The sequence below is a fragment of the Acinetobacter sp. 70_2 genome, from assembly GCF_056736115.1.
In genome coordinates, this window is sequence record NZ_JBWZIP010000001.1 from 169,066 (window position 1) to 186,073 (window position 17,008).

Consider the following 17,008-nt stretch of genomic DNA (forward strand, 5'->3'; position numbering starts at 1 on the left):
GATGATTTAGAAATTAGAAGCTGAGCGCGAAATTGCTATTCGTAAGTTACTCATCGCATAGATGATTTAGAAAAGACTGGTGAACTTCATAAGCAGCTTGATATTCTTGCTCATCGCATAGATGATTTAGAAAGACTGAACTTGCACCAGATTCCGTTCAAACATGTTGTTCATCGCATAGATGATTTAGAAAACTGGGAGAAGTTTCACTTCATCGGTCGTCTAGTTGTTCATCGCATAGATGATTTAGAAATCTTTCTTTACTTTGAATACCAGGCAAAACATGTTGCTCATCGCGTAGATGATTTAGAAGACTCCATTTTCATTGATTGTTCCCAACCAAAAGTTCGTCATCGTGTAGATAATTTAGAAGTTCTTACGCCTGTTACTAAGAACAGTATCTACGTTCGTCATCGCGTAGATGATTTAGAAAGTAATACACCATCTAACATTCGATTAGTTCTTGTTGCTCATCGCATAGATGATTTAGAAAAAGGAGCTAAACAATGAATGCATTAACTATCCGTTCTTCATCGTATAGATGATTTAATAATTTAAATCTTAAAAAGAAAAATCCCGAAACTTACGTTTCAGGGCTTTTTACGAAACTTGGTAGGATGGCGTCTACCAAACTAAAACATTAACATAAAAGTATATTAAGAAGAATGATCTAGGATCTCTATGGACGTTTTAGAAACACTAAAACTGACACTTTTCAAAAAGATAAAAGAATATTTAGTTAAGTAAAAAATGTCTTTATAAATTGTGGCATTTGTTTGTAAAGCCCTGATCATCCTTTTGATCCTCTTGAAGGTAGACAGTTTTATCTTTAATACAAAATCCAAAGGTTTGTAAGACTGTTCCTTCTTTTGTCACTATTAAATAATAGGCATGATTATCTAAAATATTTTTCTTTTTATAATCCTCAATTGAGATTTTTTTAAAACCTTCATAATTTTGATATTTGAGAATATTTTTATAAGTTAAACTATCTTTCTCAAACTCTTCTAAACTGTTAACTTGGTAAGCTAACATAACTATTTCTTTATCTTTAAAATTAAATAGTAGATTTCTTGATTCAATTAATCCTGTTAATTGAAGCTTATTTTTAAACAAAGCACAACCAGAACTAAGTAAAATTAATACAGACAGAGTAATTAACTTAATACAATTTCTAAAATTAATATTTTTCAACATAGATTAGCCATTAATTTATTTTTTAGATTTCACCAAAATTTAGAATCTTTAACTTTTACATATAAAGTAGAATGGGAGAAGCACTAATAGATCCATCAATAAAAAATAGTAAATATAATAATTTAAGTAAACACTCTCAACTTAACCTCAAACGCATTAGGGCTGAGGTTAAACATCTACATAGTTTTATTTAATCTTTCTTCACCTAACAACATATAATAAGCATGATTTTCTAAAATTTTGTTTAATTTGTAGTTCTCTAAAATAAGCTAACTAACCAATAATAGAGATTTTTTAATTTATTCCAAAGGCTATTACTAGAATAATCATATTGATTAGTTCCACAATATATACCTTTATCAAGGTCTGCTTTAGCTTCTAATAATACAGTTTTTCCTTCAATTGTCCTATTTACGCAAATTCTTTGCGTATATGATTGGTCTGTTTCAAGGATAACATCATACGGAAAAGGCTCTTTAAACTCAGATGGCTTAATTTTAATACAGTTCTCTTCAATAATAGGCATTTTAAGATTCAAATAAGTTTTTGAATAAGAATCATGAAAGGTATTAATTCCATCTACTTTTCCCATATAAATTAAGGTCTGATTCTCATATGCTTTGTCATAGCCTCCTTTTGTAAATACACACACATCATTGTCTTTAATTTTTACATTTAGGATGGCATAGGGAGAAGCACTAGCAGTACTACTAATAATAAAAAGCAGTAAATATAATAATTTCATTCAATTTTTATCTTGTTAATAATAAATAATTACTATCAGGGTTAAAATTTTATTTATCTTTAGCATGACATTTTTCTATAAAATCTGAGTCCTTTTCTCGACTGCTTTGTAATAGCACACTATTTCCTTTTATACAGAAACCTAGAGATTTTAGTCTAGCATTTAAATCATGATCATTTTCTTGAGTCATAACATAAAAATAAGCATGATCTGGTATAATATTGTATTTTGAAATATTTTCTATTTTTATAAGATCAACTTCTTTGTAGTATGAGTTTTCTAATACTTTTCTATACTCTGTTGGTCCATTTGAATTTGAAAAATTATCTTTTTCAAAATCTTTAATTGCATAATTTTTAACAAAGATTTTATTTGGAAAATTGATAACTAAGCTATCATGTATCAAGCTTATTTTAAATTCTTCATTCTTATTTTTATTGAGCATAAAAATAATTGAAATTAAAAATAATACTATTAAGGTGTATCCAACAATTTTTTTCTCTTTCATATCGATCTACTTAATTACTTCTCTTATTTTTGCTTCATAGACTGCTATAGTAGCCTGTAAGTTATTTCTATCTATATTGATTAAGTTTTTTCTACTAATTGCCTGTAAATTATTTGTTTTTAATGCCCAGTAATCTGCAAAAATTTCTGCTTGCGATTCTAAGTTGTAATTTACAAATTTCTTATTACTCTTATATTTCACATAGTCAGCCACAGTGTCGGTATTATGTATATTATATTTATATGGGTCCTTAAAAACTGTACATGCTTGTGCTATTCCTGCACTTATAAGTACTCTATTCTTTCTTTGATGTTGCCAAACATGACCCATTTCATGAATAAATAAATGTTTATAACTTATATCTTCCTTACTATAATCCAATAAAAAATGTTTGGTTGGAATGAAAATATGTCCATTTGGAGTCACAAAAGTATCTTCATTCTGTAAATCAAATGGAAAAAAACTACCTTCTATAATTGTAACTTTAGAATAATCTATTGTATTTTTATAGACTAATTGACATAACTCAATTTCCCCTGCCGTTAAAGTTCTCGTTCTTAACTTCAATTTAGCTAAACTATCTTTCTTATTATTAGTAATTATTTTATCTAAATTATTTTCAAGAATACTAAATCCCATTTTACTCTTCTCCTTCTAAATCTGAGAAATATTTAATTTTGTCTTTAAAAAAGATTTCAAATTCAGAAACCTGTGCAGCATTCTGAGTTTCAAATCTTTCTGTTTTACCATAAGAATCAAATGTTCCTTCAATGACTTTTTCTCCAACTTTAAGTCTATAGCCTAATCCTCCAAAAAGCTCTGAAAAACTATTATTGATTTCTATTTGAACTTGCTCATCAAATTTTTTATTAATAGATGAATCTTTTTGGTTATCCTTTCCAGAATAAGGACTACCACTCTCTCCTACAACATGAGACTGTTGTGGTTGAATCGTTGCACCACATGATAACTTATCACCCACATATGCTACTGGTTTACCATCCATAATGATATGGTCATGGCTTTTAATAACCACAGACCAACACCTGCATTTAGGGCACATATGACCATCACCAGCTCTAACAAATAAGTTGCCCATTTGAGAAGTTCTTGTTTGCGTAGATGGAATAACTCCACCATGATCTGTAATAGCATTATGGATTGCAAAACCTTTAGCCATGATTTACTCCTTAAAATTAGTCATGACTCAAAAAGTTTTTAGGTTTTGGTTGATCTTTGTAAATTCTGATAGCGACAGAAGTATTAGGACTATCAATAATTTCATCACCATTTTCTACGTGACTACCTACTAATGCTACTGGTAGGCCTTCAACAACACATGCAGAACCCGCACCAGAGATTATCTTAGAGGTTGTACCATCTGCATAAATAACCTCATCACCTACACGAGCAATAGCTAATCCTTTAATTTTCGAACTGCTAGATGATGCCTTAACTAAACCACCATTCTTGGATTTAGCACCATGTACAGCAACATGGTAAATAATATGAGGTTTATTATTCCAATAGAGTTGTTCAGCATTAGAAATTTGTTGAATATCATTTTCTGAAAGCTTTTCTAATTGTTCAATAGGAAGGTCTTTTAAAAAAATAGGACTTGTCATTATGTTTCCTGATCTAATTTTCAATACAATAATATCAAAACTCGCTCAAACTAAAAAACAACTTATAGGTAAATAATAAATTTTGATATTTTAGAACATTATTATTATACAATATATGAGAATTATTGAGTAATAACTCTTTAATTTAATCACCCTTATTAACGAATAAAAAAATGCCCATAGCTCCATTATATCAGTCATCTAATGTGCCGTTTAATATTAACTATAATAAATTTATTTTTTAATATAACTTCATAAAAAAAGCCCTAACTATTGATAGTTAAGGCTTTTAGTCTTATATAACGTCATACTGAGTTATATAAATTTTAGTATTTGGTGGGATGGCGTCTACCACACCCAAAATATAAGTTTATGTTTTTATTAAAAATTTAAAAATAAAAATATCAAGGGATACAAAATAGGATACAAATCTTTAATTATTATCCCTCATAACTGTAGTCAGCTGCGCCAACATTGAACCAAGAATAGTACTATAAATAAAGAGACTTATTAATTCATGCAAAGAAAACATATCTATACACGGATACAGCCTTCTTAGTATAAATTTTTCTAATATCCTCGTGCTTGGCAATTCATTTTTAGTTTGGCTGTGCTTTCTTTGATCTGAGTTCTCAACTGCACTAATGGAGAATTCGTCCATACTATGGATTTATTGCTTAGCTCACTCATTTTCCCTAGGTATTCAATACATAACATATCTTGTGCTGCAACCTTATCAGTTTCTTCCAACATTCGTTTTCTAGTGACATGCATATCTTCAAATAGATTTTTCGTATCGTTATATTGATTATATTCCACTTGACGTTTATGGAAGCTAGCTACTAGATATTTACCATACTTTAAGTAGGTATCATTTGCCTTTGCATGAAACTTAGTAATGCTATTATTTCTACAGGCTGCTATCAGTGTGTTTAACTCATTCAAGGATTCAGCATATATTTCATCTTCCTTGTAAGTAGTAACATGAAACTTCTTATTGGCATCTAAACTCTGCTGTTTAAGCTTGCGATATTCCACACAATAAAGTCTTGTTAGCTCACTTGTATCTGAGGTTTTTGAAATCTTTGTTTGAAGAGTATTAAAAGCCTGATCAATCCGTAAAGTATCTCTTTTGTAGTCGAGAACTTTATACATTTCAACTAAAAAGCCATCATTTTGGCTATTCTGTTGCATCATTTTGATCTTGGCCTGCTCTGGACTGAGAGCAGCTACCTGAAAGGAAAAAAACAAAAGAGATAGGATAAGTAATTTAATCACTTTAATTATGAAATTTATAAAGGTGTAATGCCCTAGCTTAACATATATCATTGGACCATATAATTTAATAATAATTTATCTTTTTTAAACGACTTTTATATGAGTTAATGAATAGTGATAATTTACAAGTTAAAAATGTACAAAATAAGGTTTAGAAATCAGTTGATATCATTCTATGAATTAAAATCTAATATAGTAAAACATGCTATAATCAAAGAGTTAATCAATAAAGACTTAACATAAGATGAAATAGCTAAAGCTGTTAATTGTGTCATTGCTGCTGTTTATAGAATTCTGAAGGATTAATAATGGATGCTTGTAGTTTCAATTGGGAGTTAGCTTCTAAATTTATTCCATTAATTACGGGGCTAGTACCCATTGGGATTACTTGGTTTTTATATCATCAATGGCATACCCAAAAGCAAAAAGAAGTTATAGCAAATGAATGTAAAGACCTATGGTATAAGTTAGATGATCTTGAAAAATCTTATAAGAGATTAGGTGAAATAATGTCTTACGCCCTAAGTGCTCACGATCAACATACAATTGAAGAAAAGTTTTTTAGTGATGTAAAAGAATGGATATATGAAAATTTATCCAAAATGAGCTTAATAAAAAAACTAACTAATAATGATAGAAATGTATTACAAAGTATTAGTTTATTAGATAATAATCTAGCCTCATTCAATAAACAGCTTATGCTGAAAAGATATTCTAATAGTAGAGAAATACCAGAACTTGTAAAAAAGAATGTTGTATTAGTAAATATAAATAAAGTTAAAGATAGCCTAATACCATTTATCAATTTTTCCAAAAACACATAAATGGACTACAACCTTATTTTTCAGAGAGGGAAAAACTTGATGCCTCCCTATTTTGAGATAATGAATTAAATTAAGGCCTTCGACCAAGATATCATAGGATTAAATCTTAATTTTGAATACTTTTCTAAGGTAACCTCACACCTTTTTCTCATTTTTAAATTTAGGTATTTTTTGGTATAAAGCATATTTTTGATATATATCAGTTATCCCCTTCATACTTTTGATAAATTTTTCAAAAAACTCTTGTGTTCGACACTCCCCTTTAAGACCATAAGTTTTCATCTTAATTTCAAGCATTAATTTCATATCATTATAACTTTCATTATATTTCAATATACTATCGTACAGACTTTTTTCTATTATCGTTGAATCCACAAATAATAAATTTCTAATAATTCTCCTATTAATACTTTCGAAATGCTCAATATCACTATTTATTTTTTCTTCAATTTTCTTGGAAGGAGGTGATTTTAGATCAATATTTATGTCACTCAATATCTTGGCTATTTCTAAAATATCTTTAAATCCCTCCTTACATTCGTGTGCTATGACTTCTCGTCCCTTCTGCTTATTCCATTGACTAAATATCACCCAAGCTACTATTGGCGCTACTAATGGTATAAATTTTGATACCAGTTCCCAATTAAAAATACCATTCCCCATTTATTACTCCTTTAGAAAATATATATTTAATAGTAACACCATGACAAATTGGTTTACATATTTCTTCTTCCCTTAATTATCATCTTAAAATCTTTACTACTAACATAAAGCTAGAATAGAATTATTAAGAACATCGCTGTAAGGTTAAGAGTATAAATTTTTAAAGTATACTCAAATCAACTAAGATAAGGAAAATACAGTGTTAAGTAAAAAAATACCAATTACCCTAACTCTCCTAACCTGTATTTCATATACAAATGCTGAAATGATATCTTTTGGAGACAATCTAAAATTTGATAAAGAATCAATTCTAGTTCTAAAAAATCCAGCTAGAGTAACATTCGTTGCCTATACTACATTAGAAGAAAATAAAATTTTAAAGTCTAATATTTCTGTTAATTGTAAGAACCAGACATTCTATTTTAATGGTGGGGATACAATTGTGAACAATGATTTGGAATATCTTTCATCATTTCCCAAACCACCAAATTTACCAACTAAAGAGAATGCCAGTGACTTAATAAAAGACTCATTGCCACACGTAATTTATTTAATATATTGCCCTAAATAGATTCACACTTGTAGTCAAATGCTAAGAGATTGCTTACGTATCTTTATCTAAACAATCTTCACACAATCAATCATCATAAATTATCTCAAAAGTAATAAAATACGGCGTCTCAATACGCCGTTTCATATCAACTATACAAATTTCGTTTTTTTTCTTTATCTTTTTCGTACCATTCTAAAACTTCTCGATAATCATAGAATCTAGCTGCTTGTCTTGATGATCCATCTTTCCACGATCTAGGGAATGTTGGGTCTTCCCTTTCCATCTTAGATAATTTATCTCTACTTACATTCAGCATTTCACATACTTCATTCATTGTCAGTCTTAACTTTGGTAAATGCTGATGATTATATTTTGCTAATTGCTCCACTTGATTCATAAATTTTACTCCCAACCATTCACTTACTCTGTCTTTAACGTTTAATTTTTACATTCAAAAAACCAAAGTCCTTAAATACAAAAAATCCCCATAAAGCTAAATTGCTTTTGGAGAAAAAACTTAACGCCTAAAAACTACCTTCTACTATCTATTGTTTACCAATAGGCTATTCCAACACTAATAAAAATAGGATTGAAATTATACATTCTAATTATTTAGAGTCAAGTCATTATAAAAGTTAATTTTTATCTCATTAAGAACTTCTATTGGGTCTAGCTTTAATGCACGGCAATAATCCATAAACTCAAATATATCTAACCTTCTATCACCTGTTTCAACCTTTCCAATAAATGAATAAACAACTCCTAAACGTTCCGCTAAAGCACGTTGTGATAACTCAAGCTCTTTTCTTTTAGCTATAAAAAGTTGTCGTAGCCAAATATGTTCAGTTGAGTGAACTGATAATTTAAGTGTCTTCATTGCACCTAATATAGGTGCATGCTATATTGCACCCGTTTTAGGTGCAAAATTTATAAGGGGTAAATGCTAATGGCTCACAAATTGCTAATTCCGACTCTCGTCTCATCATTAATGCTAATAGCATGCTCCAAAGAACATACAGCTGATCTTCAAAAGCAAATGGAGGAAGCTAGAGCGAAGTCTGAAAGAATTCAAGCTAGAGAAATCCAACAACAAGCACTTGAATCAATACAGCAAGAAGTTCAAATTCCCATTAGCGACTCTTCAGATAAAGGGACCTATTTCTTAATTAGCAAAGAACAGAAAGGTAAAAACTTTATTATTGTTTATAAAAGAGTTGGGATAGAACAAACTACATTTAGCAAATACGAAGTTAATTGTAAAACTGAAAAAATGCGAACATTAGGTGAAGGAAGTGATTCACTAGATAATCTTCAAGACTATCTACAAAAAGGTACATGGTTTACGCCTGAAACAGGTGCTAGCGCAGGAGATACTTTTAATTTCATTTGTGGTAACAATACTAAAACTATAGATAAAAAAGTATCTCAAGAGAGCATGAACAACTTATCATCTAATATAGAAAAAGATGCCATCATTGGTGATCGAGTTACTGATGATGCTATCAGAGCACTTGTGCAATTAGTTCAAATAAATGGTTATAAATGTGACACCGTATCAGGTGCAGTCCCTTTTACCATGAGTACGGGGTATACTCTATATTGTAATAATCACCGTTATACTTATGAGATCAAAGATAAAGGTGGAAATATAATTGTTACTGCTAAATAATTAATCATTCGAATATATATATACTTATCATCCTTCTAGCGACAGCTCTATGCTGATAAAAAACTCTATATTAACGAATATAAAAGGATAACGATTCATGAGAACTTGGCACATCATTGCTATATGTTTTTCTATAATACTTTCAACATTAGGGGCGACGTTCTATCTTAAATACGAACCTAAGTCCCAATTAAATACTAATTATGGCCCTGTTCGCTTGGGTAATGTATTTGCTGAAAAAGTCATGTTTGATCTAGTTTTAATAGACAATGATCAAGGAGGACTAACTGAGAAACTTGTAGATAGTGGAAGCTATTATGATATGTCTCAATCAACAGATAAGGCTTTTACAAAATATTTTGATAAATTAAATTTAGAAAGATCAGATAAAGATAAATTATCTTACGATCACGCAACACCACTAACTAAAAATCTCAAAATTAAGATTAATACTTATATAAATTTCTATAGTTCAAATTTCCAAACAATTCCATTTACATTTAATATTAAAGAAGAAACCTATCCATTACCTCAAAATGTATTAATTAAGAAAAGTATAAACGAAATACTTAATAAGCATATAAGCGATACTCAGAAAGAGATTAGTGATACCTTGTTTATTACTGATAAAGAAAATTACAATGTTAGCCCTATTGCAGAAGATGATGATAAAAAACAAACTCAACCATAAAAACTATTAACTCGAACAAAACCTGTAATTTAGAATTAGATTACGGGTCCTCTCACTGTCTGTATTGAACCATTCAATCTACCCCCTAATAATTAGATGACATGCATTTTTGAAATATCTCCTGCCAAGTTCAAAAGTCTATTATTTTTTAACCAAAATTTTATTTCAAAATTTCTATCAATTAAAAACACACCTTAATACTAAATAAATTCCAACCCACAAGAATAAAAGCCTGTTTAACTATAAGTTTTAGTGCATTTACAATACTAGAATCTGCTTTAAATTAAGCTTTGTCTTGTCATCTTTATCATTACTTTTAATACAATCTAACTTAGGCTATATATTTGATATATTTCAAATAATGAAGAAATCAAAATAAGTAAGCTGAAAATAGAAATTCTGTATCTCAGTTACAATTTATCACAATGAATAACATCAATTTAAATCAACAAACTTACTAAGATTAAGACAACTAAAACGATCAAATCTCTTACCTGCATAATCAAAGTATTTCGTTAAATCATGCAGTCTTTGCTCTTTAATTGAACTTATAGATTTCTCTATCTTCTCTACTGTCATTTGTTTAGTTAACAAATTAACTTCATCACCATAAACAGAATCTATAATTTTTTTGAGTTTATCTTTTGGTATTTCTTCAGATGAATACCAAGTAAGGTAGATTTGTTGAAAATCTTTCCTATAGTTAACTCTAAAACCTTCAGATAAGGTCCTTTTTTTTATTACTAATAAGATACCTATATCTAAAAATCTTTTTCTAAGCTTATCCCTAAAGATATTTAGCTCAGATAATATTAGGTCTTCTGCTCTCTCTTTGTCTTCATTCTTATCAAATCCTTCTATTCTAGGAAATAAACTATATTGATATCTCCATTGATAATCTTTCATCACACTAGTTAGTCTTCTTTTAGTCTTATCTTTTGATAACTCTGACACTATCTACTCCTTAAAATTGACACTTAAAGAGATACTCTTCAACTATCCTATAACCTACACTAATTTCAATATGAATATCGCTGTAAAAACGATTATAAAAAATAGTGCTATAACCCTTGTAATATAAAGCTTATAGCTACCTTATACTGAACTAAAATACCTATAAATTTGAATTTAATTTTTGGCGGATTAGTGCGGTAAGATTATATAAAATTTAAATTAAATAACTAATGAGATGACTGTGCAAACCTTATAATCCAACACCCAATAAAACTCACTGAGATGCGATCTTAGATACTTCAACCTCAACAATGTAGGGTTACACAAAAGACACTACAAACACGCTTAAATCGCTTCATAACTGCCTTAAAACACTTTTCAAGACTTACTATGAGTTAATTTTTTCTAGGCAATGTCCTTGTTATTTGAAAAATTCCAACTTTCACTTTCAGAACTAATGATTCCTTCTAGCTTCATTTTTTGTTCATCGGTTAATTTCATTTCTTCAGCCAGATCACCTAATCTAATACTCATATCGTTTGAATCTAATATTGTATGATTTGAAACTTTGCCTTCAGCTAAGTTATCTAAATAGTCAGCCCATATCTGCATCATGATCCGTCTTGGTTCAAGATATACAGCCTTATTATATACACCTTCTACTCCACCAACTTTATGAGCTAATGCAGCTTCAACCCATTCGCGCTGAAAACCATGTTCACGTAAAGCAGTACTCAAAATATGCCTAAAACCATGTGGGGTTTGTTTCCCCTTGTATCCCATTTCCTTTAATGCCTTGCCAAAGGTATTGTTAGAAATAGGCTTATCTGCACTATCACGACCACGAAATAAATAAGGACTTTTACCACTATATTGTCTTAACTCTTTCAGCAGTTCTAATGCTTGAGCTGATAATGGGATAGTATGCTCAATCCTTTTTTTCATTCGGTGAGCTGGTATCACCCAAAGCTGGTTATCAAAATTAAATTCACTCCAAACCGCTTTCCTCATTTCACTGGGACGACATCCAAACATAATAGAAAGTTGTAAACCTATTGAAGTCTGTCGACTTGGAAAGCTCCGTATTGCCTGTAATAGCTCAGGTAATTCATCCACTGTGACATGTGGCATATTTTGTTTTTTATGCTTATCAATAAATTTATCAATTCCTGATAGAGGATTATGATCAATTCGCTCTGTCACTTCTGCAAGATCATAAATATCTTTACACAGCCCACGAATCCTATTTCCCATTTCAATAATTGGTTTACCTGTTTTCGGATGAGGCTTTTTTTGTATGTCAAGGATAAGGTTCAACCATTCTTTTTTAGTAATCTTTCTATAATCTCGGTTACCCATTACTGGATAAATATGGTTCTTCAATGCCCCCTCATTACGGACCCTTGTTTCTTTAGTCCATGTTCTACTACCACAATACTCAATAGCTAATTTTTCAAAACTATATTGGTCGCTATTTAATGATGCTTGTCTTTGCTCTTCTTTATATTCTTTAGGGTCTATACCACTAGCAATTAGCTGTCGTGCATCTTCTGCCTTTTGCCTCGCTAACTTACCACTGACAGCTGGATACCCTCCTAAGCCCAAAAGTGAGTCTTTTCCCGTTTGTGGATTTTTATAACGTAATTGCCATGATTTATTTCCATTAGGTTTTACACGGAAATATAAACCAGCCCCATCAGGTTCTCGATATTCTTTTAATTCAGGTTCAAGACTAGCTAATACAGTATCAGACAAAGGACGACGTTTAATCTCTGATTTTTTCAACTTCCTGTATCCCTAAACAAATCAAACTCAAAGGATACAATATAGGATACAGGGACACAAACTGTATTTATCTGCATATAACTTTATATAACGGCATAAAAAAAGCCCTAACTATTGATAGTTAAGGCTTTTAGTCTTATATAACGTCATATTGAGTTATATAAATTTAAGTATTTGGTGGAGATGGCGGGAGTTGAACCCGCGTCCGCCAGCACTACGCTCGAGAATACTACATGCTTAGATATCGTCTATTGTTTTAACACCAAGTGACCCGACGAACAGGGTACAAGGTGCGATCCTCTAAGTTTGGTATAAAGCCCCGAGGCTTGACTCTATACGGACTTGTGTGCGTGCGCTACGGTCGGGTTCCCAGACCACAAGTATTCTAGGAAGCGGACAAGCGGCCCTTAGGCAGCTAGAGCGTAAGTTTCGTCGTTTGCGACTATTTAAATGCAAATTTTATTTACGAGAGAAAATGCGCTCTCGGCATGCATCTATGAGTTTCATCACCGGCGTCGAAGCCAATAACATCCCCATGAATGTCTGCACATCATAGCATAACTAAAATAAAATGCTGTGCATTTTATCAACAGTCTGCCACTGATGAACATACTTACATAATTGAGTGCCTTTTGTTTTTTTCAAGGCCCCTTATAAAAAAAGCTGCCAAAAATGACAGCTTTTTTTTAAAAGCTTGCTCTATAAAGCACCATTGCCTAACACGATCCCTTCACGGCGTGGGTCTACTCCACCTGCATATTTACTTTGATTATTTATATTTACTTTCATAATCGTTGAAATACCACTGGTTTGTGCAGTGTTCGATATGCCATGCCCTTTTGCTTTTAAACCTTCAATCAGGTCAACTAAAGAAAGCTGCACATTCGAGCTATCTACATTGGTGTTTTTACTATTGGTCGCACCAAAGTTAACAAGTGAAGTGGCCTGCTGTGCATTTAAGTTCCAGTCCAGCGCACCGACCAGAGTTTTAACCACATATTGAATGATGGTGCCGCCTCCTGGTGAACCTGTTGCCATATAAAACTCATCTGGCGTGGTGCCTTTAAACACTAAAGTTGGTGCCATGGTACTCCGTGGGCGTTTGCCACCTTCCACACGGTTGGCAACCAGTGCTCCCGTGCTGTCTAACGGGTTGGCACTAAAGTCTGTTAACTGGTTCGACAGCAAGAACCCATCCACCATGTGGAATGAACCCATGCTCGATTCAACCGTCGATGTCATTGAAACCACATTGCCATAGGCATCTACAATCGTGAACTGAGTTGTCCCGTGTTCAACAGTGGTGTCGACTCCCGAAGCTGGGTTGAAATTACCCGCTGGCGCAACGCCCATACTTTGGTTCGGGTTAATCAATGCTGCTCGTTGTTTCAAGTAATTTTTATCAATAAAGCTTGCAATACCCTGTGCTGGTAAAGCAACAAAGTCAGTATCTGCCACATATTTATCGCGGTCAGCGTAGGCCAAACGCTCTGCTTCAGACACTAAATGCACGCCCATCACATCTGGCACACCACCTTCATTTTCAGGGTTTTTAGGTGGATAAAGCGACATATCAAAGTTTTCTAAAATACCTAGTGTTTGCGCAACCGCAATTCCTCCCGAAGATGGAGGTGGCATGGTACATACATAGTAACGGTCACGGTACGTTGTACAAATTGGGTCGCGTTTTTTAACCTGATAGTTCGATAAATCCTGCAAGGTCATCAAACTTGGGGTAATTGGAGTTTTTGCTGGGTCATCCCCTACGGTTTGCCCTGCTTTTGCCACAATGGCTTGTGCAATAGGTCCAGTGTGGAGAGCATTTGCCCCTTGTGAAGCAAGTGCTTCAAGTGTTCTGGCATAGGCTTTATTGGTCATGGTCTCACCGACTTTGCGTGGTGATCCATCTGGGTAGAAATAAGTCGCCATTGCATTTGCATCGAGTGCTAAGTTGCTCGCATTACTTGCAATTGCATCTGCCAAACGTCCCGGTATGCGGAAACCGTTATCAGCCAAACCAATCGCTTCACCAAAAAGCTGGTTCCATTTAAGTTTGCCATGCTCTTTTTGGGCTTGTTCAAGTAAACGCATCACACCCGGCACACCAATCGAGCGACCACTACGTCGCGCACTTGGTACTGGCGGAGGTGAATTTGGGTCATATATATTTTGGCGAATTAAATAAAATTCGTTGGCTGCTGCTGGTGCGGTTTCACGGCCATCATAAGCAGTGACCTGTTTGGTTTTAGCGTCGTAATACATCATAAAGCCACTACCAGCAATGGTACTCGACTGTGGCTCGACTAACCCCAGCACCGCTTGTACCGCTACGGCTGCATCGACTGCGCTACCGCCTGCTTTTAAAACATCACAACCTGCTTTTACTGCAAGTGGCGTGTTTGCCACCACCATATATTTATCTGCGTATTTAACCGTGTTACCGAGTCTATAACCCGATGCACCCTCTGGCGCGGCGGGGTCACCATTTTGGTTTGAACCGACCACCACGCTTGAACCGTCTTGTGCCAGTTTGCTACAACTGGTCGGGTCATTATCTACAATTAAATTGGGCGGGGTTGTATTTGAATCATCCTTGGGCTGATCTGACGAGGAGTCATCTCCACATCCTTGTAATAAACCGACTGCTAATAAACTACTGAACAAAAATGAATATCTTTTATTCACGTGATAACTCCAATATATACGCCTGCCTATCCATGCAATTGCCATGCAAGCTTCTTTGTTTTCAGGTCTTCAGTTTTTTAATCTTTGATAAAAATAAAGTTTTAATAATATTAAATGATTAAGGGTGTTTATTTTGTGCCCTGTGTTATGCCTCCTCGCTTGATATCACACTCTTTTATAACTGATTTGCTCAACTCTGGCATGTTTTATTTCTTTAAATACAGGCAAAATCTGCTATTCATAAACTCGCTCATTTTGTAGCAGGCCTAAAAAAAGCACCTCCGAAGAGATGCTTTTTGATGTTTAGTGAGAAGGCATACCACTGACCTGTTTGGGTTTTGGACACAGCCAAATGACCAGCCCCGCAAAGACAAACACAATCGCAAATAACAAAAACACATGGTTTGCCGACATGGTAATGGCTTCTTTATCGACAAGGTTAGAAATAATTCCTAAGGTCGAGTCAGTCGTAAAACCATTTTGCAGAAGGTTATTTTGTACTTCGGTTGGGTTCAGGTTTGATACCATTTCACTACGGGCAACTTTGGCATGGTCGTCCCATACCGTTACAGCAATTGAAGCACCAATCGCCCCTGCCATGGTTCTTAAGAAGTTCATGAGACCCGCAGCAGATGCAATTTCTTGCTGGAGTACCGAACCAAGTGCAATGTTTGACAGTGGAATAAAGAAGAACGGTACTGCAAAACCTTGCAAAATTTGCGGCCAAGCCAGTGCCATAAAGTCGGCATCTGTGGTCCAGAATGCCCGCATTAAGGTCACTATACCCAGCAAAATTAAACCGAAACTCGCCAGTGCGCGTGGGTCATGTTTGGTCGAAAGTTTTGCCACAATCGGTGACATGGTCAAACTACCAAAACCCATGGTTGCGGTTAAATAACCAGCCCACGTGGCGGTATAGGAAAGGTTCATTTGTAGCCACTGCGGAATCAGTACAATACTGCCAAAGAATGCGCCAAAGCCAAGCGACAAGGCCAGTACCGAAATTGCAAAGCCCCTATGCCTAAAGACTTTGACATCTACCACGGGATGTTTATCGGTGAGTTCCCATATCAGGAACACCACAAAGCCAATAGCGGCAGTTAAGCCTAAAACGACAATACTCGTACTGTTAAACCAGTCGCGTTCATGCCCCAAGTCGAGCATAAGCTGTAACGCACCAATCCAGAGAATTAACAGGCCTAAACCGACCGTGTCGATTCTTAAAGAAATGGTTTCTGTTTCAGCTACTCTTAACAAGCGCATTGCTGCTAATACACAGACAATACCAACCGGTAAGTTAATAAAGAAGATCCAGTGCCAAGACAGGTTGTCACTAATTAGACCACCCAAAATTGGACCTAAAATTGGTCCAACGACTGTAGTCATTGCCCATAGGCCCATCGCCTGTGCATGTTTTTCTTGAGGGAAAATACGCATAAGCAAGGTTTGGCTGAGTGGCATAAGTGGACCACCACAAAGACCTTGTCCAATACGGAAAAATACCAACATTTCTAACGATGTTGCCAAACCGCATAGGAAAGAAAAGACCGTAAAGCCAATTAAACCAAAAATAAAGACCCGTACCGTCCCAAAACGGCCAGCCAGCCAGCCCGTTAAAGGTACACAAATCGCTTCTGCAACTGCATATGAAGTAACGACCCATGTTCCTTGTGTACTTGAAACAGCAAGGTTACCGGTAATGTGCGGTACAGAAACGTTGGCAATGGTCGTATCAAGTACGACCATAAAGTTCGACAAGGCAATAACAAACGCTGCCAGTAGTAAACGTCCACCGCTTAACTCGGCAAAAGGTGTTTGCGTTTTCATAAGC

18 protein-coding genes, 1 other RNA gene and 1 CRISPR repeat array (1 of these 20 cut by a window edge) are annotated in these 17,008 nt (G+C 33.9%); of the genes, 4 read left to right on the forward strand and 15 right to left on the reverse strand.

The features are described from left to right. Window positions 1-314: direct repeats of the CRISPR family, unit length 28 nt (it extends 4,635 nt beyond the left edge of the window). A gap of 442 nt (window positions 315-756) precedes the next feature. From AC1PJ9_RS00680 to AC1PJ9_RS00710, 7 genes are all read right to left on the reverse strand, one after another. Beyond that, window positions 757-1,197 (reverse strand): hypothetical protein, encoded by a 441-nt coding sequence (locus AC1PJ9_RS00680; RefSeq protein WP_311086446.1) that lies wholly within the window; start codon window positions 1,195-1,197, stop codon window positions 757-759. 259 nt (window positions 1,198-1,456) lie between these two features. Next, window positions 1,457-1,942 carry an NF045616 family extracytoplasmic (lipo)protein gene (locus tag AC1PJ9_RS00685; RefSeq protein WP_311086447.1) on the reverse strand — a complete coding sequence of 162 codons (486 nt, stop codon included), beginning with the start codon at window positions 1,940-1,942 and terminating at the stop codon, window positions 1,457-1,459. A 49-nt stretch (window positions 1,943-1,991) separates the two neighbouring features. After that, on the reverse strand, window positions 1,992-2,450 hold the full coding sequence (locus tag AC1PJ9_RS00690; RefSeq protein WP_311086448.1) for a hypothetical protein: 459 nt from the start codon (window positions 2,448-2,450) through the stop codon (window positions 1,992-1,994). A 6-nt stretch (window positions 2,451-2,456) separates the two neighbouring features. Further along, window positions 2,457-3,089 carry a peptidase gene (locus AC1PJ9_RS00695; protein ID WP_311086449.1) on the reverse strand — a complete coding sequence of 211 codons (633 nt, stop codon included), beginning with the start codon at window positions 3,087-3,089 and terminating at the stop codon, window positions 2,457-2,459. 1 nt (window position 3,090) lies between these two features. Then, window positions 3,091-3,630 (reverse strand): PAAR domain-containing protein, encoded by a 540-nt coding sequence (locus AC1PJ9_RS00700; RefSeq protein WP_311086450.1) that lies wholly within the window; start codon window positions 3,628-3,630, stop codon window positions 3,091-3,093. 16 nt (window positions 3,631-3,646) lie between these two features. Next, entirely contained in the window at window positions 3,647-4,075 is a 429-nt protein-coding gene (locus AC1PJ9_RS00705; RefSeq protein WP_311086451.1) for a PAAR domain-containing protein, read from the reverse strand. A gap of 570 nt (window positions 4,076-4,645) precedes the next feature. Next, entirely contained in the window at window positions 4,646-5,272 is a 627-nt protein-coding gene (locus AC1PJ9_RS00710) for a hypothetical protein (RefSeq protein ID WP_266128541.1), read from the reverse strand. 389 nt (window positions 5,273-5,661) lie between these two features. On the opposite strand from AC1PJ9_RS00710, the gene AC1PJ9_RS00715 reads away from it, so the two are divergent. Further along, on the forward strand, window positions 5,662-6,177 hold the full coding sequence (locus tag AC1PJ9_RS00715) for a hypothetical protein (protein ID WP_311086452.1): 516 nt from the start codon (window positions 5,662-5,664) through the stop codon (window positions 6,175-6,177). A gap of 135 nt (window positions 6,178-6,312) precedes the next feature. Here the strand turns inward: AC1PJ9_RS00715 and AC1PJ9_RS00720 are convergent, their stop codons facing one another. Then, window positions 6,313-6,840, reverse strand: a complete 528-nt coding sequence (locus tag AC1PJ9_RS00720; protein WP_311086453.1) for a hypothetical protein — start codon at window positions 6,838-6,840, stop codon at window positions 6,313-6,315. A gap of 199 nt (window positions 6,841-7,039) precedes the next feature. Here AC1PJ9_RS00720 and AC1PJ9_RS00725 point away from each other — a divergent pair, with 199 nt between their 5' ends. After that, the gene (locus AC1PJ9_RS00725) at window positions 7,040-7,411 is read left to right on the forward strand and encodes a hypothetical protein (protein WP_311086454.1); all 372 of its coding nucleotides are present in this window, start codon (window positions 7,040-7,042) and stop codon (window positions 7,409-7,411) included. A gap of 127 nt (window positions 7,412-7,538) precedes the next feature. Here the strand turns inward: AC1PJ9_RS00725 and AC1PJ9_RS00730 are convergent, their stop codons facing one another. Both AC1PJ9_RS00730 and AC1PJ9_RS00735 read right to left on the reverse strand, forming a co-directional pair. Next, a complete protein-coding gene (locus tag AC1PJ9_RS00730; RefSeq protein ID WP_266128537.1) occupies window positions 7,539-7,790 on the reverse strand; it encodes a helix-turn-helix transcriptional regulator in 252 nt (83 codons plus the stop codon). A 207-nt stretch (window positions 7,791-7,997) separates the two neighbouring features. Beyond that, window positions 7,998-8,270 carry a helix-turn-helix domain-containing protein gene (locus tag AC1PJ9_RS00735; RefSeq protein WP_266128536.1) on the reverse strand — a complete coding sequence of 91 codons (273 nt, stop codon included), beginning with the start codon at window positions 8,268-8,270 and terminating at the stop codon, window positions 7,998-8,000. A gap of 69 nt (window positions 8,271-8,339) precedes the next feature. On the opposite strand from AC1PJ9_RS00735, the gene AC1PJ9_RS00740 reads away from it, so the two are divergent. Beyond that, window positions 8,340-9,062, forward strand: a complete 723-nt coding sequence (locus AC1PJ9_RS00740) for a hypothetical protein (protein WP_311086455.1) — start codon at window positions 8,340-8,342, stop codon at window positions 9,060-9,062. Between the two features lie 97 nt (window positions 9,063-9,159). Then, entirely contained in the window at window positions 9,160-9,753 is a 594-nt protein-coding gene (locus tag AC1PJ9_RS00745; protein ID WP_311086456.1) for a hypothetical protein, read from the forward strand. A 435-nt stretch (window positions 9,754-10,188) separates the two neighbouring features. On the opposite strand, the gene AC1PJ9_RS00750 is transcribed toward AC1PJ9_RS00745, so the two are convergent. From AC1PJ9_RS00750 to AC1PJ9_RS00770, 5 genes are all read right to left on the reverse strand, one after another. Next, window positions 10,189-10,707, reverse strand: coding sequence for a hypothetical protein (locus tag AC1PJ9_RS00750; RefSeq protein WP_206239793.1), 519 nt, complete (start codon window positions 10,705-10,707; stop codon window positions 10,189-10,191). Between the two features lie 405 nt (window positions 10,708-11,112). Then, complete coding sequence (locus tag AC1PJ9_RS00755) at window positions 11,113-12,492, reverse strand: tyrosine-type recombinase/integrase (RefSeq protein WP_311086457.1); 1,380 nt, start codon at window positions 12,490-12,492, stop codon at window positions 11,113-11,115. A 175-nt stretch (window positions 12,493-12,667) separates the two neighbouring features. Continuing rightward, window positions 12,668-13,027: a transfer-messenger RNA gene (gene ssrA, locus AC1PJ9_RS00760) on the reverse strand. 164 nt (window positions 13,028-13,191) lie between these two features. Further along, window positions 13,192-15,177: a gamma-glutamyltransferase gene (gene ggt, locus AC1PJ9_RS00765; protein WP_311086458.1), complete on the reverse strand. Its 1,986-nt coding sequence runs from the start codon at window positions 15,175-15,177 to the stop codon at window positions 13,192-13,194. A gap of 303 nt (window positions 15,178-15,480) precedes the next feature. Further along, complete coding sequence (locus AC1PJ9_RS00770; protein ID WP_032010880.1) at window positions 15,481-17,004, reverse strand: DHA2 family efflux MFS transporter permease subunit; 1,524 nt, start codon at window positions 17,002-17,004, stop codon at window positions 15,481-15,483. Window positions 17,005-17,008 lie beyond the last annotated feature (4 nt).